The sequence below is a fragment of the Pantoea sp. VS1 genome (genome assembly GCF_002207995.1).
Lineage (GTDB): Bacteria > Pseudomonadota > Gammaproteobacteria > Enterobacterales > Enterobacteriaceae > Pantoea > Pantoea dispersa.
Genome location: NZ_NHZE01000045.1, coordinates 125,169 through 140,997, shown reverse-complemented (window position 1 = coordinate 140,997; position 15,829 = coordinate 125,169). Strand labels below are relative to the sequence as shown.

Below are 15,829 nucleotides of genomic sequence, written 5' to 3'. Positions count from 1 at the left end.
GAAAACCGCACCCTCCCCAACCCATACACCTCAGCATCCCGCCGCAATATAATCCCCGTTGGCACTCACCGGCACCACGGTAAAAAACAGCACCAGCGCAAACATCACCAGCAATGTCCCACCGGCGATCCGCACCGCTCTCAGCAGCAATGCCGCCTGCGGCGAGCGGTCTGCCAGCCACAGCTGTCCGGCGCGCTGACGATAATGCTGCACAAACAGTGCCAGCGCCACCAGCGCCATGCCGGTACCGAGCGCCATACTCATCACCGCCAGCATGCCCCAGCGCGTAATGCCGATGACGCTGGCGAACAGCAGCACCGTCAGCGCACCGCTGCACGGCCGCACGCCGGTGGCAATGATAATACCCGCCCAGCTTTTCCAGTCGCTGCCGTGCCCAGCCCCGACGCCATGCGCGTGGCCGCAATGATCATGATGATGATGCTCCGCTGGCGGCCTGCGCCAGGCTTGCAGCAGCAGCATCACGCCCAGCCCGGCGATGAACACAGCGCTGGCTTTCTCCAGATACCAGCGGCTCAGGCTAAGATCGCCGGTGGTCAGGTTAAAACCAACCGCCAGAATAAAGACAAAGGCAATCGCGCTCAGCCCTTGCACCAGGCTGCCCAGCAGCGGCACGCTCAGCGCCACGCCGCGCGGGGGCTGATGGGTGGTCAGCCAGGTGGTAACGATAAATTTACCGTGGCCGGGGCCCACCGCGTGCAGAATGCCGTAAATGAAGGTCACAGCCAGCAGCCACAGTCCGGCACTGTACTGGCCGCTATTGATTTGCAGTAAATGGGTAACCAGCAGCCGGTGCAGCTGAATCTGACTTTGCAGCGCCCATGCCTGAAACGCGCTCCAGTGCAACGACAGCAGTGTCAGCGCGCTCAGCAGCAGCACGCTCGCGCAGAGAAATCCGGTTTTGGTGGCGGTCATAGTAATGAAAAAAGTGGTCCTGAATGTCACCAGCATGCGGATTTCTGCCGCGTTGTAAAGCCACGGCGGTTAAACGGCAGCCGCTCTCCGCGTCGTGACGCATTCCCCTGCCTTGTGCAGCTGTCTATAATCTGCCGACAATTTCTCACGGATGCCTTTTATGTCTGCTGATTCTCCTTTGCTGGCGGTACAAGACGTCACGCTGGCCGTGCAGGGGCGCACCTTGCTGGCGCCGGTATCACTGCAGCTGTGCGCAGGTGAAACGCTGTTGCTCACCGGCCCGTCCGGCAGCGGCAAAAGCACGTTGCTGAAAATTATTGCCTCACTGCTGGAGCCCGATAGCGGCCAGATCCTGTTTCAGCAGCGGGATATTCACACGCTGAAAGTCGAACACTATCGCCAGCAGGTCTCCTACTGTTTCCAGACACCGCAACTGTTTGGTGACACGGTCTACGATAACCTGGCGCTGCCGTGGCAGCTACGTCAGCAACAACCGTCGCGCGAGCAGCTGGTGGCGGCGTTGCGCAGTCTGCATTTATCCGCCGACATGCTGGACAAAAACGTTGCCGGACTCTCTGGTGGTGAAAAGCAGCGGGTGGCTTTGCTGCGCAATCTGCAGTTTCTGCCACAGATATTGCTGCTGGACGAAGTGACCAGCGCACTGGACGAGCCCAATAAACAACGGGTTAACCAGCTGATTGCCACGCTGGTGGCGGAAAAAGGGCTGGCGGTGATCCGTATCAGCCATGACGTACAGGAGATTGATGCCGCTGAGCGTATTCTGCGGCTGACCCCACCCGCAGCGGGAGAACAGTATGAATCAGCATAATATCAGCGACAGCTCGCTGCTGCTTTCACTCATGCTGGTGCTGGTAGCGCTGCTGATTAGCCAGAAAGAGAAGCTGGGGATGAGCAAAGACATTCTGTGGAGTGTCACGCGCGCCATTATCCAGCTGGTGATCGTCGGTTATGTGCTGAAGTCAATTTTCGATGTCAATAATGACTGGCTGACGCTGCTGATGGTGCTGTTTATCTGCGTCAATGCAGCGCTGAATGCGCGCAAACGCAGCCGGCGGATCGATCATGGTTTTATCATCGCGCTGGTGGCGATTACCAGCGGTACGGCACTGACACTAACGGTGCTGCTGCTGAGCGGCGCCATTGCCTTTGTTCCCATGCAGGTAATCCCCATTTCCGGCATGATTGCCGGTAACGCCATGGTGGCGGTCGGGCTGTGTTTCACCAACCTCAATCAGCGCTTTAGCGACAACCAGCAAAAAATCATGGAGATGCTCAGCCTCGGCGCGCCGATCAAACGCGCATCCGCCGGGCTGATGCGTGACAGTATTCGTGCCGCGATGATCCCCACCGTTGACGGCGCGAAAACGGTGGGGCTGGTAAGTCTGCCAGGCATGATGTCCGGGTTGATTTTCGCCGGGATCGATCCGGTAAAGGCCATCAAGTACCAGATCATGGTGACGTTTATGCTGATTGCCACCGCCAGCCTGTCGACCATCATCGCGGCGTACCTGTCCTACCGTCGCTTTTACACCGCGCGGGCGCAGCTCAAACCGTAGATTACGCCTGAAACCGCAGCGCCACGCCGCTGGCCTGTTCCGCGCTGACCACGATGGCATCCGACTCTTCGCGAAAAGGCACATCGCCCAGCAGCAGGCTGGCTTTCACCCTGCGTAAGTCGCTGCTGCGCAGCGTCAGCGCGGCCATACGCGCACTGCCGTCATAATCGGGCGGCAGGCCGGTAAAGCGCTGCGTCACATAGTGCGCAGCGGCAAAGCGCACGGTGGCCACGCCCGCTTTCAGCACAAACGCGCCCTGCTGGCAGGCGGTGAGCTTATCGGCACCAAATAAACGACTGTAGGGCAGCGCGGCGGCTGCCGGATCCTGGGCCACCACCACAAACTCAATAATATCGGTCACCGCGTTGGGATGCTGCTGCCACACTGGCTGCCAGACCGCCTGCGGTGTCTCATGCTGGCAGAAAAAACTGCGTCCGTTTGGCACCAGTGCGGGGCGCAGGCGAACGGTGCGAAAACGCGCCTGCTGTGCGCTGCCATCCGGCAACTGCACCGGCCGGTAAAAACTGGCGGCGGGATCGCCATCAATATCCTGACTTTCCAGATAGCGCCACACCGCATCGGCATCGCCGGTTTTCCAGACCAGACCGCTCAGGCCCGCCGGTGCCTGCCAGATATCCTGACGCTGGTGCGCACGCCCGGCTTCATAGCCCAGCAGTTCCAGATAATTATCACCAAACACCGCCAGATGATTACTGGAACCCAGCGAGTGATGGCCGCGTGGCGTGAGCTGGAAACCGAGCCGGCGATACAGCGCGCTGGCGTCATCCAGCCGATCGGCAACATTGATCACTGCATGATCGAGCTGTGGAACGGGTACCGGTATCGCCATTATCTGCCTCCTGGTTCGCATCATTACGATGACCGCGGTGTCGCGCTGCGTTCGGCTTCGCGTTGCGGTTGCCAGGCGAGCTGCGCTTCGGCGCCGAACGCCCGGGCAATATGGCTGACCAGCGTCGCGGCCTGCGCCGATGACCGCTGGCGCGCACTGGCATCCTCGCTGTGCAGTACGCCTTCCACGACGACCTCTGGCGGCAGCACGTTCCAGCTGTTGCCGCCCTGAAAGCGGGTGACATCCAGTCCGGCGGCCGCCAGCGCGCTGACGATGTGGCTGCCGGTAACGATACTGTCGATGCCCTCATGCGGACGTGCAGCGTGAGCGCCTTTGCCGTGAATGGTGATTTGAAAATGGTCAGTAAACGCTGCCGGGGTGGCAGATAACGTGTGTGTCATGGTCATCCCTGCGGCTGTTCGGGTAAGAAAGGTTCGCCCAGCGTTAGCATCAGGCGGTTGGCCCAGGCAAAAAACGCGGCGGACTGGATCAGGTCCAGCAGCTGCAGCGTATCCAGTCCGTGCTCGCGCAGCGCCTGCAGCTGGGTCTGGCTGCTGGCGACCGGGGTTAGCGATAAGGTGGCGACAAAATCGATAATCGCCGCCCAGCGCGCGGACTGGCCGTGTGCCAGCTCGGCGCCTGGCGCGACATTCAGGAGTTTTTGCACCGCAGTCTCATCTTTTGACAGCTGACTGGCTTTGCGGGCATGCACGGACGCGCAGTAAATGCAGCCGTTGACTTTACTCACCACCGTGGCCGCCAGTTCACGCTCGGCGCGAGGTAAACCGCCCGGCGTATAAAAAATGCCTTTATCCGTCAGCGTGCGTTGTTCCAGCAGCGGCAGATTGCGCGCCAGCAGACGGAAATAGTCGGACTCGCTATGACCGTTTTTTGCCAGCGTCGCCTGTTCTTCCGCCGTAAACTCGCTGAGCGGTTTGGCTGCCAGCCACGGCTCCCAGCCCAGCTCCTGCTGGGTAAATGCGGTGAGCGCAGTCTGACCGCTGGCCGTGAGCGGGGCGCTATGCCATTTGCCGGCCACCGCATGCGGCTGCGCGCGCGATGCTTCACCGCTCAGCAGGCGCAGGCCGGTCAGCAGGCGACTCTGAAAGCTGACAAATCCCACCAGCTGCGCCAGCGTGACGATGCCGCGCGGCGTCCAGCCGGCATGGTGCAGCGTGGTCAGTTGTTGCGGCGTGGCGTCGACCGGATGCAGGCTCAGCAGTTCCGCAAAGGCGCGACCGGCGGCAAAGCGCGCATCTGGCGGGCTTTCGCTGGATTGCTGCTGATAGTGTGCCTGCAATGACGTAACGCCGTGCCAGCCCGCGACCTGCCCGGCGAGCGCGTAGCGCTGCGCCAGCGGGAAATCGTCGTCATCCTGGCCAAACAGCACCTCATAGCTGCCCTGGGCGTGGCGGGTCGCGGCCTGACGCACGTTGCGCGCCTCTGCCAGTTGCGCCGCCGGGTCGATATCGGCCAGCGCCGCCAGTAAATCTGTAGCCTGAGACATGGTTTTCTCCTGTTAAGCGGTACCCAGCGCACGCAGCGTGGGGGCAATATGTTCAGCAATTAACGCCACCGAACGCAGCGTATCGGCGTGCGGCGGATCGATAGAGTGCACCTGGAAGGTGATGTCGGTGGCGCGCGTCAGCGTGCTGTCGGCCAGCAGCGAAGCCAGCACCGCGTCGGCATCGCCGATATGCGCATCGAGCTGGCGCGCGTGGCTCTCCAGCGTGCTGCCGGTGATGTCGTGGCCCGCCTTGCGAAACTGCTCCGCCTGGCGCTGCAGGCCGGGTACGGCAAGGCGACGCGCGTAGTCGTTCGAGTCGGCAACAAACGCGGTGCGTGAAGCCAGGATACGGGGCGCCACGCCCGACGGCAGCGCCGCGAGATAAGCATCGATCATCGGGTTTTGCAGCTGCTGCAGCGACAGGTCCGGCTGGCCCGCCGGCCGCGGCTGGGTGCGCGATAACATCAGCCCGTGACCGGCCTGGCCGGCACGCGTCGCGCCTGCAACGGAAAAGGTGGCGATCCACACGCGCTGCGCCAGCGTGGGAGCCGGCGGATAGAGATGATTGTCCGGATGGGCCAGCGTGTCGCCGCGCCACGCGCTGAGCAGCGTATGCAACTGGTCGGCAAACACGCCGGCGCGCTGTTCGCTGGTCAGGCCAAACGGCAAAAATGAGGTTGGCGTGCCGCCGGAGCCGAGCCCCACCTCCAGTCGTCCGTCGCTCAGCAGGTCCAGCACCGCCGCGTCTTCGGCCACGCGCAGGGCATTTTCCAGCGGCAGGGTGATGATGCCGGTGCCGAGGCGGATATGACGGGTGTGCGCGGCCACGTGAGCAAGAAACACCAGCGGTGAGGGCAGCCCGCCTTCCTTTTCATGAAAGTGGTGCTGCGCGATCCAGGCACTGTCAAATCCGCAGCGTTCAGCGTGCTGAATTTGTTCCGTCGCCAGCCGGTAGCGCTGTTGCGCCGTGGTGTCGTCGAGCAGGCGGGTAAAAAAACCGATGCGTTTGCGCGTCATGCAGACTCCTTAATCAGCGGACGGAAAACCGGAATGGCGTCAATCAACGCGCGGGTGTAGGGATGCTGCGGCGCATTGAACAGTGTGACGGTGTCACCTTGTTCAACCACTTCGCCGGCGCGCAGCACGGTAACGCTGTGTGCCAGCCGTCGTACGGTGGCTAAATCGTGGGTGATAAACAGATAGGTGAGGCCCAGCTCGCGCTGCAACTGTTGCAGCAGCTGCAGAATCTGCGCCTGCACCGTGACGTCCAGCGCCGACGTTGCCTCATCCAGCACCAGGATCGCCGGTTGCGGGATCAACGCCCGTGCGATGGCGACGCGCTGACGCTGGCCGCCGGACAGCTCGCGCGGCTTGCGCGTCAGCAGATCCAGCGGCAGTGCCACGCGCTGCGCCACCTCGTGCACCCGCTGCTGGCGTGCGGCGGCGCTGAGCGAGCCAAAGTTGCGCAGCGGTTCTTCAATGATGTTAAACAGCGTCTGGCGCGGATCGAGCGAGGCGAACGGATTCTGGTAAACAAACTGGATTTTGCGCCGCAGCTGGCGCAGCGCTTCGCCGCGCAGGCTGCTGGCATCAATGCCGTCGATCACCACTTTGCCGCGATCGGCGCGTTCAAAGCCAAGCAGAATGCGCGCCAGCGTGGTTTTGCCGGAGCCGGATTCACCCACCAGCGCGTGCGTCGTGCCGCGTGGCACCGTCAGGCTGACCGCTTTCGCCACCGTCAGCGTCTGCTGCCCGCCAAGCGCAAACTGTTTATCGATGGCGTTGAGCTGAATCGCCGGTGTGGAAAAACGGGCTGCGGACGGATAAGGCAGAGCGGTGGCGTCGGGCACCGCGTCCTGTAACAGCTGGCGGGTGTAAGGATGCTGTGGCGCGCTGACCAGCGTCGCTGCGCTTCCCTGTTCCTGGATCTCGCCGTGACGAAACACCAGCAGACGGTCAGCGCGTTCCGCGGCCAGCGCCAGATCGTGGGTGACAAACAGCACGGCGGTGGCGAACTCACGGCGTAGCTGGTCGAGCAGATCGAGAATGCGCTTTTGCACCGTGACATCCAGCGCACTGGTCGGCTCATCGGCGATGATCAACTGTGGTTGCAGGGCGAGGGCGATGGCAATCAGCACGCGCTGCTTCATCCCGCCAGAGAGCTGATGCGGATATTGATGCAGGCGCTGCTCAGGATGGCTCAGCCCAACTTTTTGCAGCAGCTCCAGCACGCGCTGCTGGCGCGCGGTCCGGCTAAGCTTCTGATGCAGCTGCAGGATCTCGCCAACCTGATCGCCAATGGTCTTCACCGGATTAAGCGAATTACCGGGATCCTGCGGCACCAGGCTGATATGCACGCCACGCACGCTGTCCATGCGCCGGGATGACCAGCCGGCGATATCGGTGCCGTTCAGCAAAATTTTACCGCTATCGTGCCGGGCATTGTCCGCCAGCAGACCGATAATCGCCTGGGCCGTGGTGGTTTTGCCTGAGCCGGATTCACCGACCAGCGCCACCATTTCGCCCGGCTGCAGGGAAAAGCTCACGTCATGTACCACTTCACGCCACACGCCGCGCTGGCGATAGCTGAGGCTGAGGTTTTCCACGCTTAATAGCGCTGTCATGCGTCACCTCCTGCCAGCTGACGGCTGACGCGATTCGCCGCCAGCACCACGGCGACCACCACCACGCCGGGAAAGGTAGTCAGCCACCACGCGGTAGCCAGATAGTTGCGGCCTTCGGCGATCAGCAAACCCCATTCGGGGGTCGGTGGCGGCGTGCCATAGCCGAGAAAGCTGAGGGTTGAGAGCGCCAGAATGGCCTGACCGAACTGCAGTGCGGCGAAGGCAATCACCGCGGTCAGCGAGTTCGGGACAATGTGGCGCCACAGTACCTGCCAGAAACGGCCGCCACTGCCGAAAGCCGCTTCCACATATTCACTGCGGCGTACCCGCACCACTTCGCCGCGCGCCAGCCGGGCAAAACTGGCAATCGAAGCGATGCCCACCGCCAGCGCAGCGTGCACGGTGCCAAAACCCAGCAGGATCAGCAGGCTTAATGACAGCAGCAGCGCCGGGATTGAAAGCAGCACATCCACCAGTCGCATCAGCGCCTGTTCAGTGCGGCCGCCCACGGCCCCGGCCAGGACGCCCAGCGCGGTACCGCCAGTGAGCCCCATCGCCACCGCCGCGACCGCCGCAGAGAGCGACTGCGAGGCACCATAGACGATGCGCGCCAGCAGGTCGCGTCCGAGTTGATCGGTGCCGAGCCAGTGCGCACTGTGCGGCGCTAAGCGCTGCGCGCCGGCAATGCCTTCGGTCGGGCTATAGTGGGTGAACAGTTGCGGTGCCACGGCCGCCACGAATGCCAGCGCCAGCACCGTCCATGCCAGCCACAAGCCGGGCTGCAGGCGACGGGCACGATCGCGCCGCAAGGCCGTCTGTCCCTGACGCGCGGTAGAGTAATCGACCAGACTCATGAATTTCCTCCGGCTACGGTTTGCAGACGTGGGTCGAACAGCGGCATCAGCAGATCGACCAGCAGGTTGATCAGTACAAACGCCAGTGCGGAGATCATCACCACCGCCTGTAACACCGCCACATCCTGATTGTTGACCGCCTGCTGGGTCAGCTGGCCGATGCCGCTTAAGCCGAACACGGTTTCGGTAATCAGCGCGCCCGCGATCAATTCCCCCAGCAGCAAACCGGCCACATTGAGCACCGGCAGCAGCGCGTTGCGCATGATATGGCGCCACAGCACGTGTTGTGCGCTGGCTCCTTTGGCGCGGGCCACGGCGACAAACGGCTGAGTAGCAACCTGATCGATGCTGCGCAGCAGAATCTGGGCCAGCGGGGCGGAGATGGGCACGGCGACGGTCAGCACCGGCAGAATCAGTCCCTGCAGGGGCGATGGGTTGATCACCGGAATCCAGCGCAGTTGAAAGGAGAACAGCTGAATCAGCGCGATGCCAAGCCAGAACGTCGGCAGCGAAATAAACAGTGCCGGCAGCGACTGCAATAGCGTACGCAGCAGGCGCAGCGCAGGCAGTCGCGCCAGCGCCGCCAGTGCGAAGGCGACCACGCAGGCAACGGCAAATCCCGCCAGCGCCAGCTGCAGCGTGGCGGGCAGATTGCTGCGCAGCAGATCGCTGACCGGCACACCTGCCTGCACCGAGTAGCCAAAGTCACCGCGCAGCATCGCCAGCAGCGTATGCAGATACTGCTGCCAGATCGGGCTATCGGCACCGTAGGCCTGCCGCATCTCTGCAATTTGCTGCGGGCTGAGACCCAGATCCGGATTCTGGAACTTGATCAGCACCGCATCGCCCGGCAGCACCTGCAGCAGCAGAAACGACAGGGTAAACGCCGCCCATAACACCAGCAGGCTTTGTCCCGCTCTATGCAGCAGTGCGTGTCGCATCATCATCCTCTCAATGTTTTTCCAGCCATGCGCCGTAGAACGACGGTCGGCCTACGGCTTCAAAGCTCACGCCCTTCAGCCACGGCGCGCCGGCAAACACCTGCGGCTCTTCAAAGATCGGGATCACATAAGCCTGATCCAGCAGATAACGCTGGGCGTCTCCGGTGAGCGCCAGACGTTTCGCCGGATCGACTTCGGCCGAGATCGCCACCAAAAGCTTGTTGAGTTGGTCGTCACGGAAATGCCGGACTTTGTCGCTGGAGCCGCCTTTTTGCAGCAGCGCATCGCGGTTGGCGGGATAAAACATGCTCTTCACCACGTCCGGGTCGGCGCGGCCCACTTCCGAGACGGTGAGCGGGGTTTTTAGCGGATCGAGGTTGTCCAGCGTGCGGCTGCCGGCGTCACCGGCTTTCACCGTGAGCTGGACGCCAACCTGACGCCACTGCTGGGCCACCAGCTGCAGCACTTCTTTGTTCTGTGGCTGTGGCAGCGATTCATACACGGTCAGGGCCAGCTTTTGCCCCGCTTTGGCGCGGATGCCGTCGCTGCCAGGCTGCCAGCCAGCCTCATCAAGCAGTTGCCTGGCGCGGGCGGGATCGTATTTCAGTTTGTCCGCGAGGTTGACATACCCGGCGGCCGAGGCGGCGAGTACCGAGGTGGCCTGCGGATAGTTAGGTGAAAACAGGGTTTGCACCACCTGCTGCGCGTTGGTCGCGTGCAACAGCGCCTGACGTACGCGCAGATCGCTGACCAGCGGGTTATCCGGGCGGAAGCTGATGCTGTCGTTGACGCCACGCGTCGGCGCTGCGTAAACCGGGAACGCCTGCTGCTGTGCCTGTTTTTCGTCATACGCCTGCACCTGGCGAATAAAATCGGCCTGACCGGCCAGCAGTGCGCCGATGCGCACGCTATCTTCCGGTGTGACGATAAATTTGATGCCAGCCAGATTCGCCGGTCCCTGCTGGGTGCTGTTTTTCGGTCCCCACTGGTAATCTTTGCGCGCGGTTAAATCCACTTCCCGTCCAAGCTTTTCATCGCTGACCACAAATGGCCCGGAGCCAATAATATGGCGCGCATCGCCGAGCTGGTCGAAACTGCGCTGCAGCGTGCTAAGAGAAACCAGCCCGGAGCCAATGGTGGCGGTGCCCTGTAAAAATCCAGGTGAGGGCTGTTTGAAATAAAACTTCACCGTCTGGGGATCAATCACTTCGCTGCGTTGGTAATTATTAATCACTTCAGATACCGGCAGGCGCTGGGCTTTATTACCGAGTCCGTAAGTATCAAAGTTTTTCGCTACGGTATTCGCATCCAGCGGCGTGCCATCGGAAAAGGTGACGCCAGGACGAATTTTAAAGGTATATTCCGTTTTATCCGCGTTGCTGCTCCAGCTTTCGGCAATCCACGGTTCCACCTGCAGCGTTTTCGGATTTTGCCACGTCAGTTTGTCGGTGATCTGATTAAGAATGCCGCCGTTGGGATAAAAACCCCCGGCCGGCGGATAAAGATTGGTATGTGCCTGCTGTTCCAGATAAATCAGCGTGCCGCCTTTGACCGGCGTCTCCGCCGCGTGGGCGCTAAATATCCCTGTCAGCAGGGCTAAGCTCAGCGCCCGCAAGTGAAAATGCGTCTTCATGATGATTTCCTTTGTTATCAAGTGCCCGGTGGGCTGAAATCATCATCAAATGTGCAACCCGTGAGTTGAACCAATGAATTGCACTAAGCTTTTGCGAAAATAACAAAAGCGGACAATTAATTGTATGCCGCAATTATCGGGTTGTTTTCCTGTCTCGATAAAAATTGTTTTTTCTCAACCTGAAAACCTGCACTGATGTTATTGCTGCTGCGGATCATTACCGGCTCGCGTAATGTTAACCCGACAGAAAGCGAAATCCGCTTTACGAAAAATCAGGCTTTCATCCACCAGTATTATGACTATTTCTCATTTCCTGAATCGCTTTGCCGATTTAGTTGTTTTACGAAATATAAATCTCCCCGCCACACTAAGCGCCATATTCATCGCAACCCTATTCATCGAAATAAGGAACAGGCGCATGTCATACCGACTGAGTTTGCTCGACAAATCACCGATTGCAGCAGGTGAGAGCGCCACGCAGGCCCTGCATCGCACACTGCAGCTGGCTCAGCGCGCGGAAGCCTGGGGTTATCACCGCTTCTGGCTGGCGGAACACCACAACAGCGACCAGCTGGCGAGTCCTTCGCCGGAATTGTTGATTGCCTGGATCATTGGCCAGACCCGGCATATCCGCGTGGGTTCCGGCGGCGTGATGTTGCAGCACTACAGCCCTTATAAAGTGGCGGAAAACTTCAACCTGCTGGCTGCGCTGGCACCTGGACGTATCGACCTGGGCGTGGGGAAAGCGCCCGGCGGACTGCCGCTTTCCACCCGCGCGCTGCAATTGGGGGTGCACCAGCAGGAGAAAGGCAGCTTTGCCGAACAGCTGGCGCTGCTGGATAGCTGGCTCAGTGTGCCGCCGGTGGGGGATGAGGAGATCCTGCGCGCCACGCCGCAGCCGCCGCGTCCGGCCAATCGCTTTCTGCTCGGAGCCAGCGAAGCGAGCGCCCGACTGGCGGCAGAGCTCGGCTGGCAGCTGGTGTTCGCCGCACACCACAACGGCGATCCGCAACTGATGGCGCAGGTGCTGAACAGCTATCGCCAGCACAGTCAGGGTCAGCGTGCGCTGGTGGCGGTACAGGTGGTGGTGGCGGATTCGCCGGCAGAAGCTGACCTGCTGGTCGACACACTGCGTATTTATCACGTCAGCGTGACGGGCGGACAGAGCGTTAACGTCGGCAGCATTGAACAGGCTGAGCGCTATGTGCGTCAGGGCGGTTTCAGTGACTACGTGATTGAGCCACGCACGCCGTCGCTGCTGAAAGGGACCGCGGCACAGGTGCACGCGCAGCTTGATGCGCTGCACCAGCGCTACGGCATTGAAGAGTTTGTTATTGATACGCCGGTGGCGGAGGAGCAGGCGCGGGTGAAATCCCTCGAACTGCTGGCGACGCATCGTCTGGTTAGCGCCTGACCGGGAGGTCCTGTGACGATAGTAAGCGAACAGCAGCTGATTGACTGGCGGCGCGAGCTGCACAGCTGGCCGGAACTCTCCGGTCATGAAGTGGAAACCAGCGCGCGGCTGCGCCGCTGGCTGCAGCAGGCTGACGTGCGCCTGCTGGATTATCCGCTGCACACCGGCGTGGTGGCGGAAGTGGGTCAGGGCGCGCCCCTGATCGCCCTGCGTGCCGATATCGATGCATTGCCGATCCATGAAGCCACCGGGCTGCCTTTTCGTTCACGGCAAGCCGGCGTCATGCACGCCTGCGGTCACGATGTGCACAGTGCGGTGATACTGGGTGCCACGCTGCAGCTGAAAGCACGGGAAGATCAGCTAGCGGGGCGGGTGCGCATCCTGTTCCAGCCGGCGGAAGAGATTGCCCAGGGCGCGCGCCAGTTCATCGACGCGGGGGTGCTGGATCAGGTGCAGGCGATTTTTGGCATGCACAACGAACCGGGTTTGCCCACGGGCACCTTTGCCACGCGCAGCGGTGCGTTTTATGCCAACGCCGATAAATTTGTGGTGCGCGTGCACAGCACCCGCGCGGACGTGAACAGCATCCTGGTCGCCAGCCAGATTATTCAGGCGCTGCAATCCCTTACCAGCCGCAGCTTTAATACGCTGGACAGTCTGGTGCTGAGCGTCACGCGGATTGATGCGCACAGGCACGACGGTCAGCAGACGGCTGAAGCGGAATTTGGCGGCACGGTGCGCACGCACGATAAACAGGTGCGCGCGCAGCTGGAGCAGCGTGCGCGCGAGGTAGTGGTCAATATCGCCGCCGCCAGCGGTGCCACGGCCACCTTTAGCTGGCATCCGGGGCCGCCGGTGCTGGAGAACGACGCCCACTGGGCACAGTTTGCCAGTCAGGTGGCGCAGCAGGTGGGTTATCAGGTGCAACAGGCTGAGCTGCACCTTGGCGGCGAAGATTTCGCTTATTACCTGCAGCAGCTCCCGGGCGCGTTTGTCAGCATTGGCAGCGCCAGTGAATTTGGCCTGCATCACGGTGGCTTCAACCCCGATGAAGCGCTGATCGCCCCGGCGGCACACTATTTTAGTCAGCTGGCGCAACAGGCATTGCAGCAGCTAAATGCGCGATGTCGCGACGCCATCCTTAACTGATTTCCTTCCATTTCTGGCAGCGCTGTACGGCGATAAGGCTATCGCCGGCAGGCTGCGCCATGAGCAAAGAGAGACGATTATGACTGCAAGACAACTGCGCCTCGGCACCATTCTGCACGGCGCATCCGGCAACATGTCCGCCTGGCGTCATCCGGCGGCGCAGGCGGATGCCAGCATCAGTTTTGATTACGCCCGCCGTATCGCCCGTAAAGCCGAGGCTGGCAAACTGGATTTCCTGTTTGTCGCCGATGGCCTGTTCATCAATGAGAAATCGATCCCGCACTTTCTTAACCGCTTTGAACCGCTGACGCTGCTGTCGGCGCTGGCCGGCGTCACCGAGCATCTCGGTCTGGTCGGTACGGTGTCCACCTCCTACAGTGAGCCGTTCACCGTCGCCCGCCAGTTCGCCAGTCTCGACCATCTCAGCGGCGGGCGTGCGGGCTGGAATGTGGTGACATCGCCGCTGGAGGGCTCGGCAAAAAACTTTTCGCGTCAGCAGCATCCCGAGCATGCGCTGCGCTACCGCATCGCCGACGAATATCTGCAGGTGGTGAAAGGGTTGTGGGATTCGTGGGAAGAGGGCGCGTTTGTGCGCAATAAAGCCAGCGGTCAGTTCTATGCGCCTGACAAACTGCACACGCTGAATCATCACGGTGATTTTTTCCAGGTACAGGGGCCACTGAACATTGAGCGCACACCGCAGGGCCGGCCGATTATCTTTCAGGCGGGCGCCTCGGAAGATGGCCGCAAGCTGGCGGCGCGTCATGCTGACGCCATCTTCACCCATCAGCCAACGCGCGAAGAAGCGCAGGCGTTCTACCGGGATGTGAAGCAGCAGCTGGTGGCGAACGGGCGTGAACCGGGCGATCTGCACATTTTCCAGGGCGTCAGTGTGATCGTGGGGGAGGATGACGCAGATGTCGAGCGCCAGTACCAGACCACCGCGGCGCTGGTCTCGATTGAGGATGCACTCAACTATCTCGGTCGCTTCTTTGACCATCACGACTTCTCGCAGTATCCGCTCGACCAGCCGTTCCCGGACATTGGCGATATTGGCCAGAACAGCTTCCGTAGCACCACCGACGAAATCAAACGCAAAGCGCGCGAACACGGCCATACGCTGCGCCAGGCGGCGCTGGAAGCCGCGACGCCGCGTCCGCTATTTCACGGCACGCCACAGCAGGTGGCGGATGGTCTGCAGCTGTGGTTCGAAACCGAAGCCACTGACGGTTTCATTATTCAGGGCGGCACGCCGGACACCTTCGAGCGTTTTGTTGATCAGGTGATTCCGGTTCTCCAGGCGCGCGGCCTGACGCGTCGTGAATACCCGGGCAGCACGCTGCGCGCCAGCTTTGGTCTGAAACAACCGCTCAACCAGTTCACACCACAATAACGATGAGAAAATACGCTATGCAGAAAAAATCCCTGATTGCGCTGCTGTTACTGGGCCTGAGCAGTGCGGCACTGGCCGAGGACGTGGCCGTCAATGGTCAGCAGGTGAGTCTTGCCGCCAATAAAACGCCCATCAACACGCCAGAGAATCCTGCCGCCGTGGCGCAAATTCCGGCGGGTCACAAATTTGCTGTGCCGGGATCGTTCACCGTGGCGGTGGCGGCACTCAACTCGCCGCCGCTCACGGTATTCAGCGACGATAATAAAACGCTGCTGGGCAGTGAGGTAGATATCGCGCGTCTGGTGGCCGACAGCCTCGGGCTGAAGCTCAACATCGTGCCCACCTCGTGGGAAGACTGGCCGCTGGGCGTGGCATCGGGCAAATATGACGCGGCGATCACCAACGTGACGGTGACCAAAGATCGTAAACAGCGTTTTGATTTTGCCACCTACCGCAAAGATTCGCTGGGCTTCTATGTGAAAACCAGCAGCCCGATTACCTCGCTGAGCAAGGCAGAAGATATCGCCGGCCTGCGCATCATCGTCGGCTCCGGCACCAATCAGGAGGCCATCCTGCTGGCCTGGGATAAAGAGAATCAGGCTAAGGGACTGAAGCCTTTCACACCGGTTTATACCAAAGATGACGCTGCGCAGACGCTGGCGCTACAGGCCGGGCGCGCCGACGCTTACTTCGGCCCTAACGTGATTGGCGCATGGAAAGCGGCGCTGACCAAAAAGACCCGGCTGGTGGGTAGCGTGGACGGCGGCTGGCCGAAGGCGGCGCACATCGCGGTGACGGTGAAGAAAGACAACGGGCTGGTGCAGCCAATTAACACCGCACTCAATGGCGTGATCAAAAACGGTGACTACGACAAGGTGCTGAACCGCTGGGGTGAAGGCGTGGAGCGTCTGGATCGTTCCGAGATCAATCCGCCCGGACTGGGCGATTAAGGAG

General features: G+C 61.2%; 15 protein-coding genes. 6 read left to right on the top strand and 9 right to left on the bottom strand.

All coding sequences use genetic code 11. The features are described from left to right. Positions 1–30: 30 nt before the first annotated feature. The gene (locus CBW22_RS17420) at positions 31–969 is read right to left on the bottom strand and encodes a nickel/cobalt transporter (RefSeq protein WP_088517322.1); all 939 of its coding nucleotides are present in this window, start codon (positions 967–969) and stop codon (positions 31–33) included. A gap of 124 nt (positions 970–1,093) precedes the next feature. On the opposite strand from CBW22_RS17420, the gene fetA reads away from it, so the two are divergent. Beyond that, complete coding sequence (fetA, locus tag CBW22_RS17415) at positions 1,094–1,762, top strand: iron efflux ABC transporter ATP-binding subunit FetA (RefSeq protein ID WP_088517321.1); 669 nt, start codon at positions 1,094–1,096, stop codon at positions 1,760–1,762. Further along, complete coding sequence (fetB, locus tag CBW22_RS17410; protein ID WP_021509035.1) at positions 1,749–2,510, top strand: iron efflux ABC transporter permease subunit FetB; 762 nt, start codon at positions 1,749–1,751, stop codon at positions 2,508–2,510. Before fetA ends, fetB begins: the two co-directional genes overlap by 14 nt. A 1-nt stretch (position 2,511) precedes the next feature. Here fetB and CBW22_RS17405 read toward each other — a convergent pair whose 3' ends face one another. The 8 genes from CBW22_RS17405 to CBW22_RS17370 are packed head-to-tail and all read right to left on the bottom strand — an operon-like array spanning position 2,512 to position 10,919. Continuing rightward, on the bottom strand, positions 2,512–3,360 hold the full coding sequence (locus CBW22_RS17405; RefSeq protein ID WP_088517320.1) for a VOC family protein: 849 nt from the start codon (positions 3,358–3,360) through the stop codon (positions 2,512–2,514). 23 nt (positions 3,361–3,383) lie between these two features. Further along, positions 3,384–3,761 (bottom strand): peptidase dimerization domain-containing protein, encoded by a 378-nt coding sequence (locus CBW22_RS17400; protein WP_166719462.1) that lies wholly within the window; start codon positions 3,759–3,761, stop codon positions 3,384–3,386. 2 nt (positions 3,762–3,763) lie between these two features. Beyond that, positions 3,764–4,867 carry an alkylhydroperoxidase domain protein gene (locus CBW22_RS17395; protein WP_088517318.1) on the bottom strand — a complete coding sequence of 368 codons (1,104 nt, stop codon included), beginning with the start codon at positions 4,865–4,867 and terminating at the stop codon, positions 3,764–3,766. A gap of 12 nt (positions 4,868–4,879) precedes the next feature. After that, complete coding sequence (locus CBW22_RS17390) at positions 4,880–5,884, bottom strand: putative FMN-dependent luciferase-like monooxygenase (RefSeq protein WP_088517317.1); 1,005 nt, start codon at positions 5,882–5,884, stop codon at positions 4,880–4,882. Next, entirely contained in the window at positions 5,881–7,491 is a 1,611-nt protein-coding gene (locus CBW22_RS17385; RefSeq protein ID WP_088517316.1) for a dipeptide ABC transporter ATP-binding protein, read from the bottom strand. Before CBW22_RS17385 ends, CBW22_RS17390 begins: the two co-directional genes overlap by 4 nt. Then, a complete protein-coding gene (locus CBW22_RS17380; RefSeq protein WP_088517315.1) occupies positions 7,488–8,345 on the bottom strand; it encodes an ABC transporter permease in 858 nt (285 codons plus the stop codon). The genes CBW22_RS17385 and CBW22_RS17380 overlap by 4 nt, the downstream gene beginning before the upstream one ends. Continuing rightward, a complete protein-coding gene (locus CBW22_RS17375; protein ID WP_176428151.1) occupies positions 8,342–9,286 on the bottom strand; it encodes an ABC transporter permease in 945 nt (314 codons plus the stop codon). The genes CBW22_RS17380 and CBW22_RS17375 overlap by 4 nt, the downstream gene beginning before the upstream one ends. A gap of 10 nt (positions 9,287–9,296) precedes the next feature. Next, positions 9,297–10,919, bottom strand: coding sequence for a TIGR04028 family ABC transporter substrate-binding protein (locus tag CBW22_RS17370; protein WP_088517314.1), 1,623 nt, complete (start codon positions 10,917–10,919; stop codon positions 9,297–9,299). Positions 10,920–11,337: 418 nt separating this feature from the next. Here CBW22_RS17370 and CBW22_RS17365 point away from each other — a divergent pair, with 418 nt between their 5' ends. The 4 genes from CBW22_RS17365 to CBW22_RS17350 all read left to right on the top strand — a co-directional run bounded on the left by CBW22_RS17365 (position 11,338) and on the right by CBW22_RS17350 (position 15,825). Continuing rightward, positions 11,338–12,333, top strand: coding sequence for an MsnO8 family LLM class oxidoreductase (locus CBW22_RS17365; RefSeq protein WP_058770234.1), 996 nt, complete (start codon positions 11,338–11,340; stop codon positions 12,331–12,333). 12 nt (positions 12,334–12,345) lie between these two features. Then, complete coding sequence (locus CBW22_RS17360; RefSeq protein WP_088517313.1) at positions 12,346–13,482, top strand: amidohydrolase; 1,137 nt, start codon at positions 12,346–12,348, stop codon at positions 13,480–13,482. Positions 13,483–13,561: 79 nt separating this feature from the next. After that, entirely contained in the window at positions 13,562–14,875 is a 1,314-nt protein-coding gene (locus tag CBW22_RS17355) for an LLM class flavin-dependent oxidoreductase (protein ID WP_058770232.1), read from the top strand. 17 nt (positions 14,876–14,892) lie between these two features. Next, positions 14,893–15,825: an ABC transporter substrate-binding protein gene (locus CBW22_RS17350; RefSeq protein ID WP_058759106.1), complete on the top strand. Its 933-nt coding sequence runs from the start codon at positions 14,893–14,895 to the stop codon at positions 15,823–15,825. Positions 15,826–15,829 lie beyond the last annotated feature (4 nt).

Excerpts from the sequence above, each read along its gene's own strand:
- CBW22_RS17365 (WP_058770234.1), top strand. The coding sequence starts at position 11,338 with ATGTCATACCGACTGAGTTTGCTCGACAAATCACCGATTGCAGCAGGT.
- fetA (WP_088517321.1), top strand. The coding sequence starts at position 1,094 with ATGTCTGCTGATTCTCCTTTGCTGGCGGTACAAGACGTCACGCTGGCC.
- fetB (WP_021509035.1), top strand. The coding sequence starts at position 1,749 with ATGAATCAGCATAATATCAGCGACAGCTCGCTGCTGCTTTCACTCATG.
- CBW22_RS17405 (WP_088517320.1), bottom strand. The coding sequence starts at position 3,360 with ATGGCGATACCGGTACCCGTTCCACAGCTCGATCATGCAGTGATCAAT.
- CBW22_RS17375 (WP_176428151.1), bottom strand. The coding sequence starts at position 9,286 with ATGCGACACGCACTGCTGCATAGAGCGGGACAAAGCCTGCTGGTGTTA.
- CBW22_RS17395 (WP_088517318.1), bottom strand. The coding sequence starts at position 4,867 with ATGTCTCAGGCTACAGATTTACTGGCGGCGCTGGCCGATATCGACCCG.
- CBW22_RS17400 (WP_166719462.1), bottom strand. The coding sequence starts at position 3,761 with ATGACACACACGTTATCTGCCACCCCGGCAGCGTTTACTGACCATTTT.
- CBW22_RS17350 (WP_058759106.1), top strand. The coding sequence starts at position 14,893 with ATGCAGAAAAAATCCCTGATTGCGCTGCTGTTACTGGGCCTGAGCAGT.
- CBW22_RS17370 (WP_088517314.1), bottom strand. The coding sequence starts at position 10,919 with ATGAAGACGCATTTTCACTTGCGGGCGCTGAGCTTAGCCCTGCTGACA.
- CBW22_RS17355 (WP_058770232.1), top strand. The coding sequence starts at position 13,562 with ATGACTGCAAGACAACTGCGCCTCGGCACCATTCTGCACGGCGCATCC.
- CBW22_RS17380 (WP_088517315.1), bottom strand. The coding sequence starts at position 8,345 with ATGAGTCTGGTCGATTACTCTACCGCGCGTCAGGGACAGACGGCCTTG.
- CBW22_RS17420 (WP_088517322.1), bottom strand. The coding sequence starts at position 969 with ATGCTGGTGACATTCAGGACCACTTTTTTCATTACTATGACCGCCACC.
- CBW22_RS17390 (WP_088517317.1), bottom strand. The coding sequence starts at position 5,884 with ATGACGCGCAAACGCATCGGTTTTTTTACCCGCCTGCTCGACGACACC.
- CBW22_RS17385 (WP_088517316.1), bottom strand. The coding sequence starts at position 7,491 with ATGACAGCGCTATTAAGCGTGGAAAACCTCAGCCTCAGCTATCGCCAG.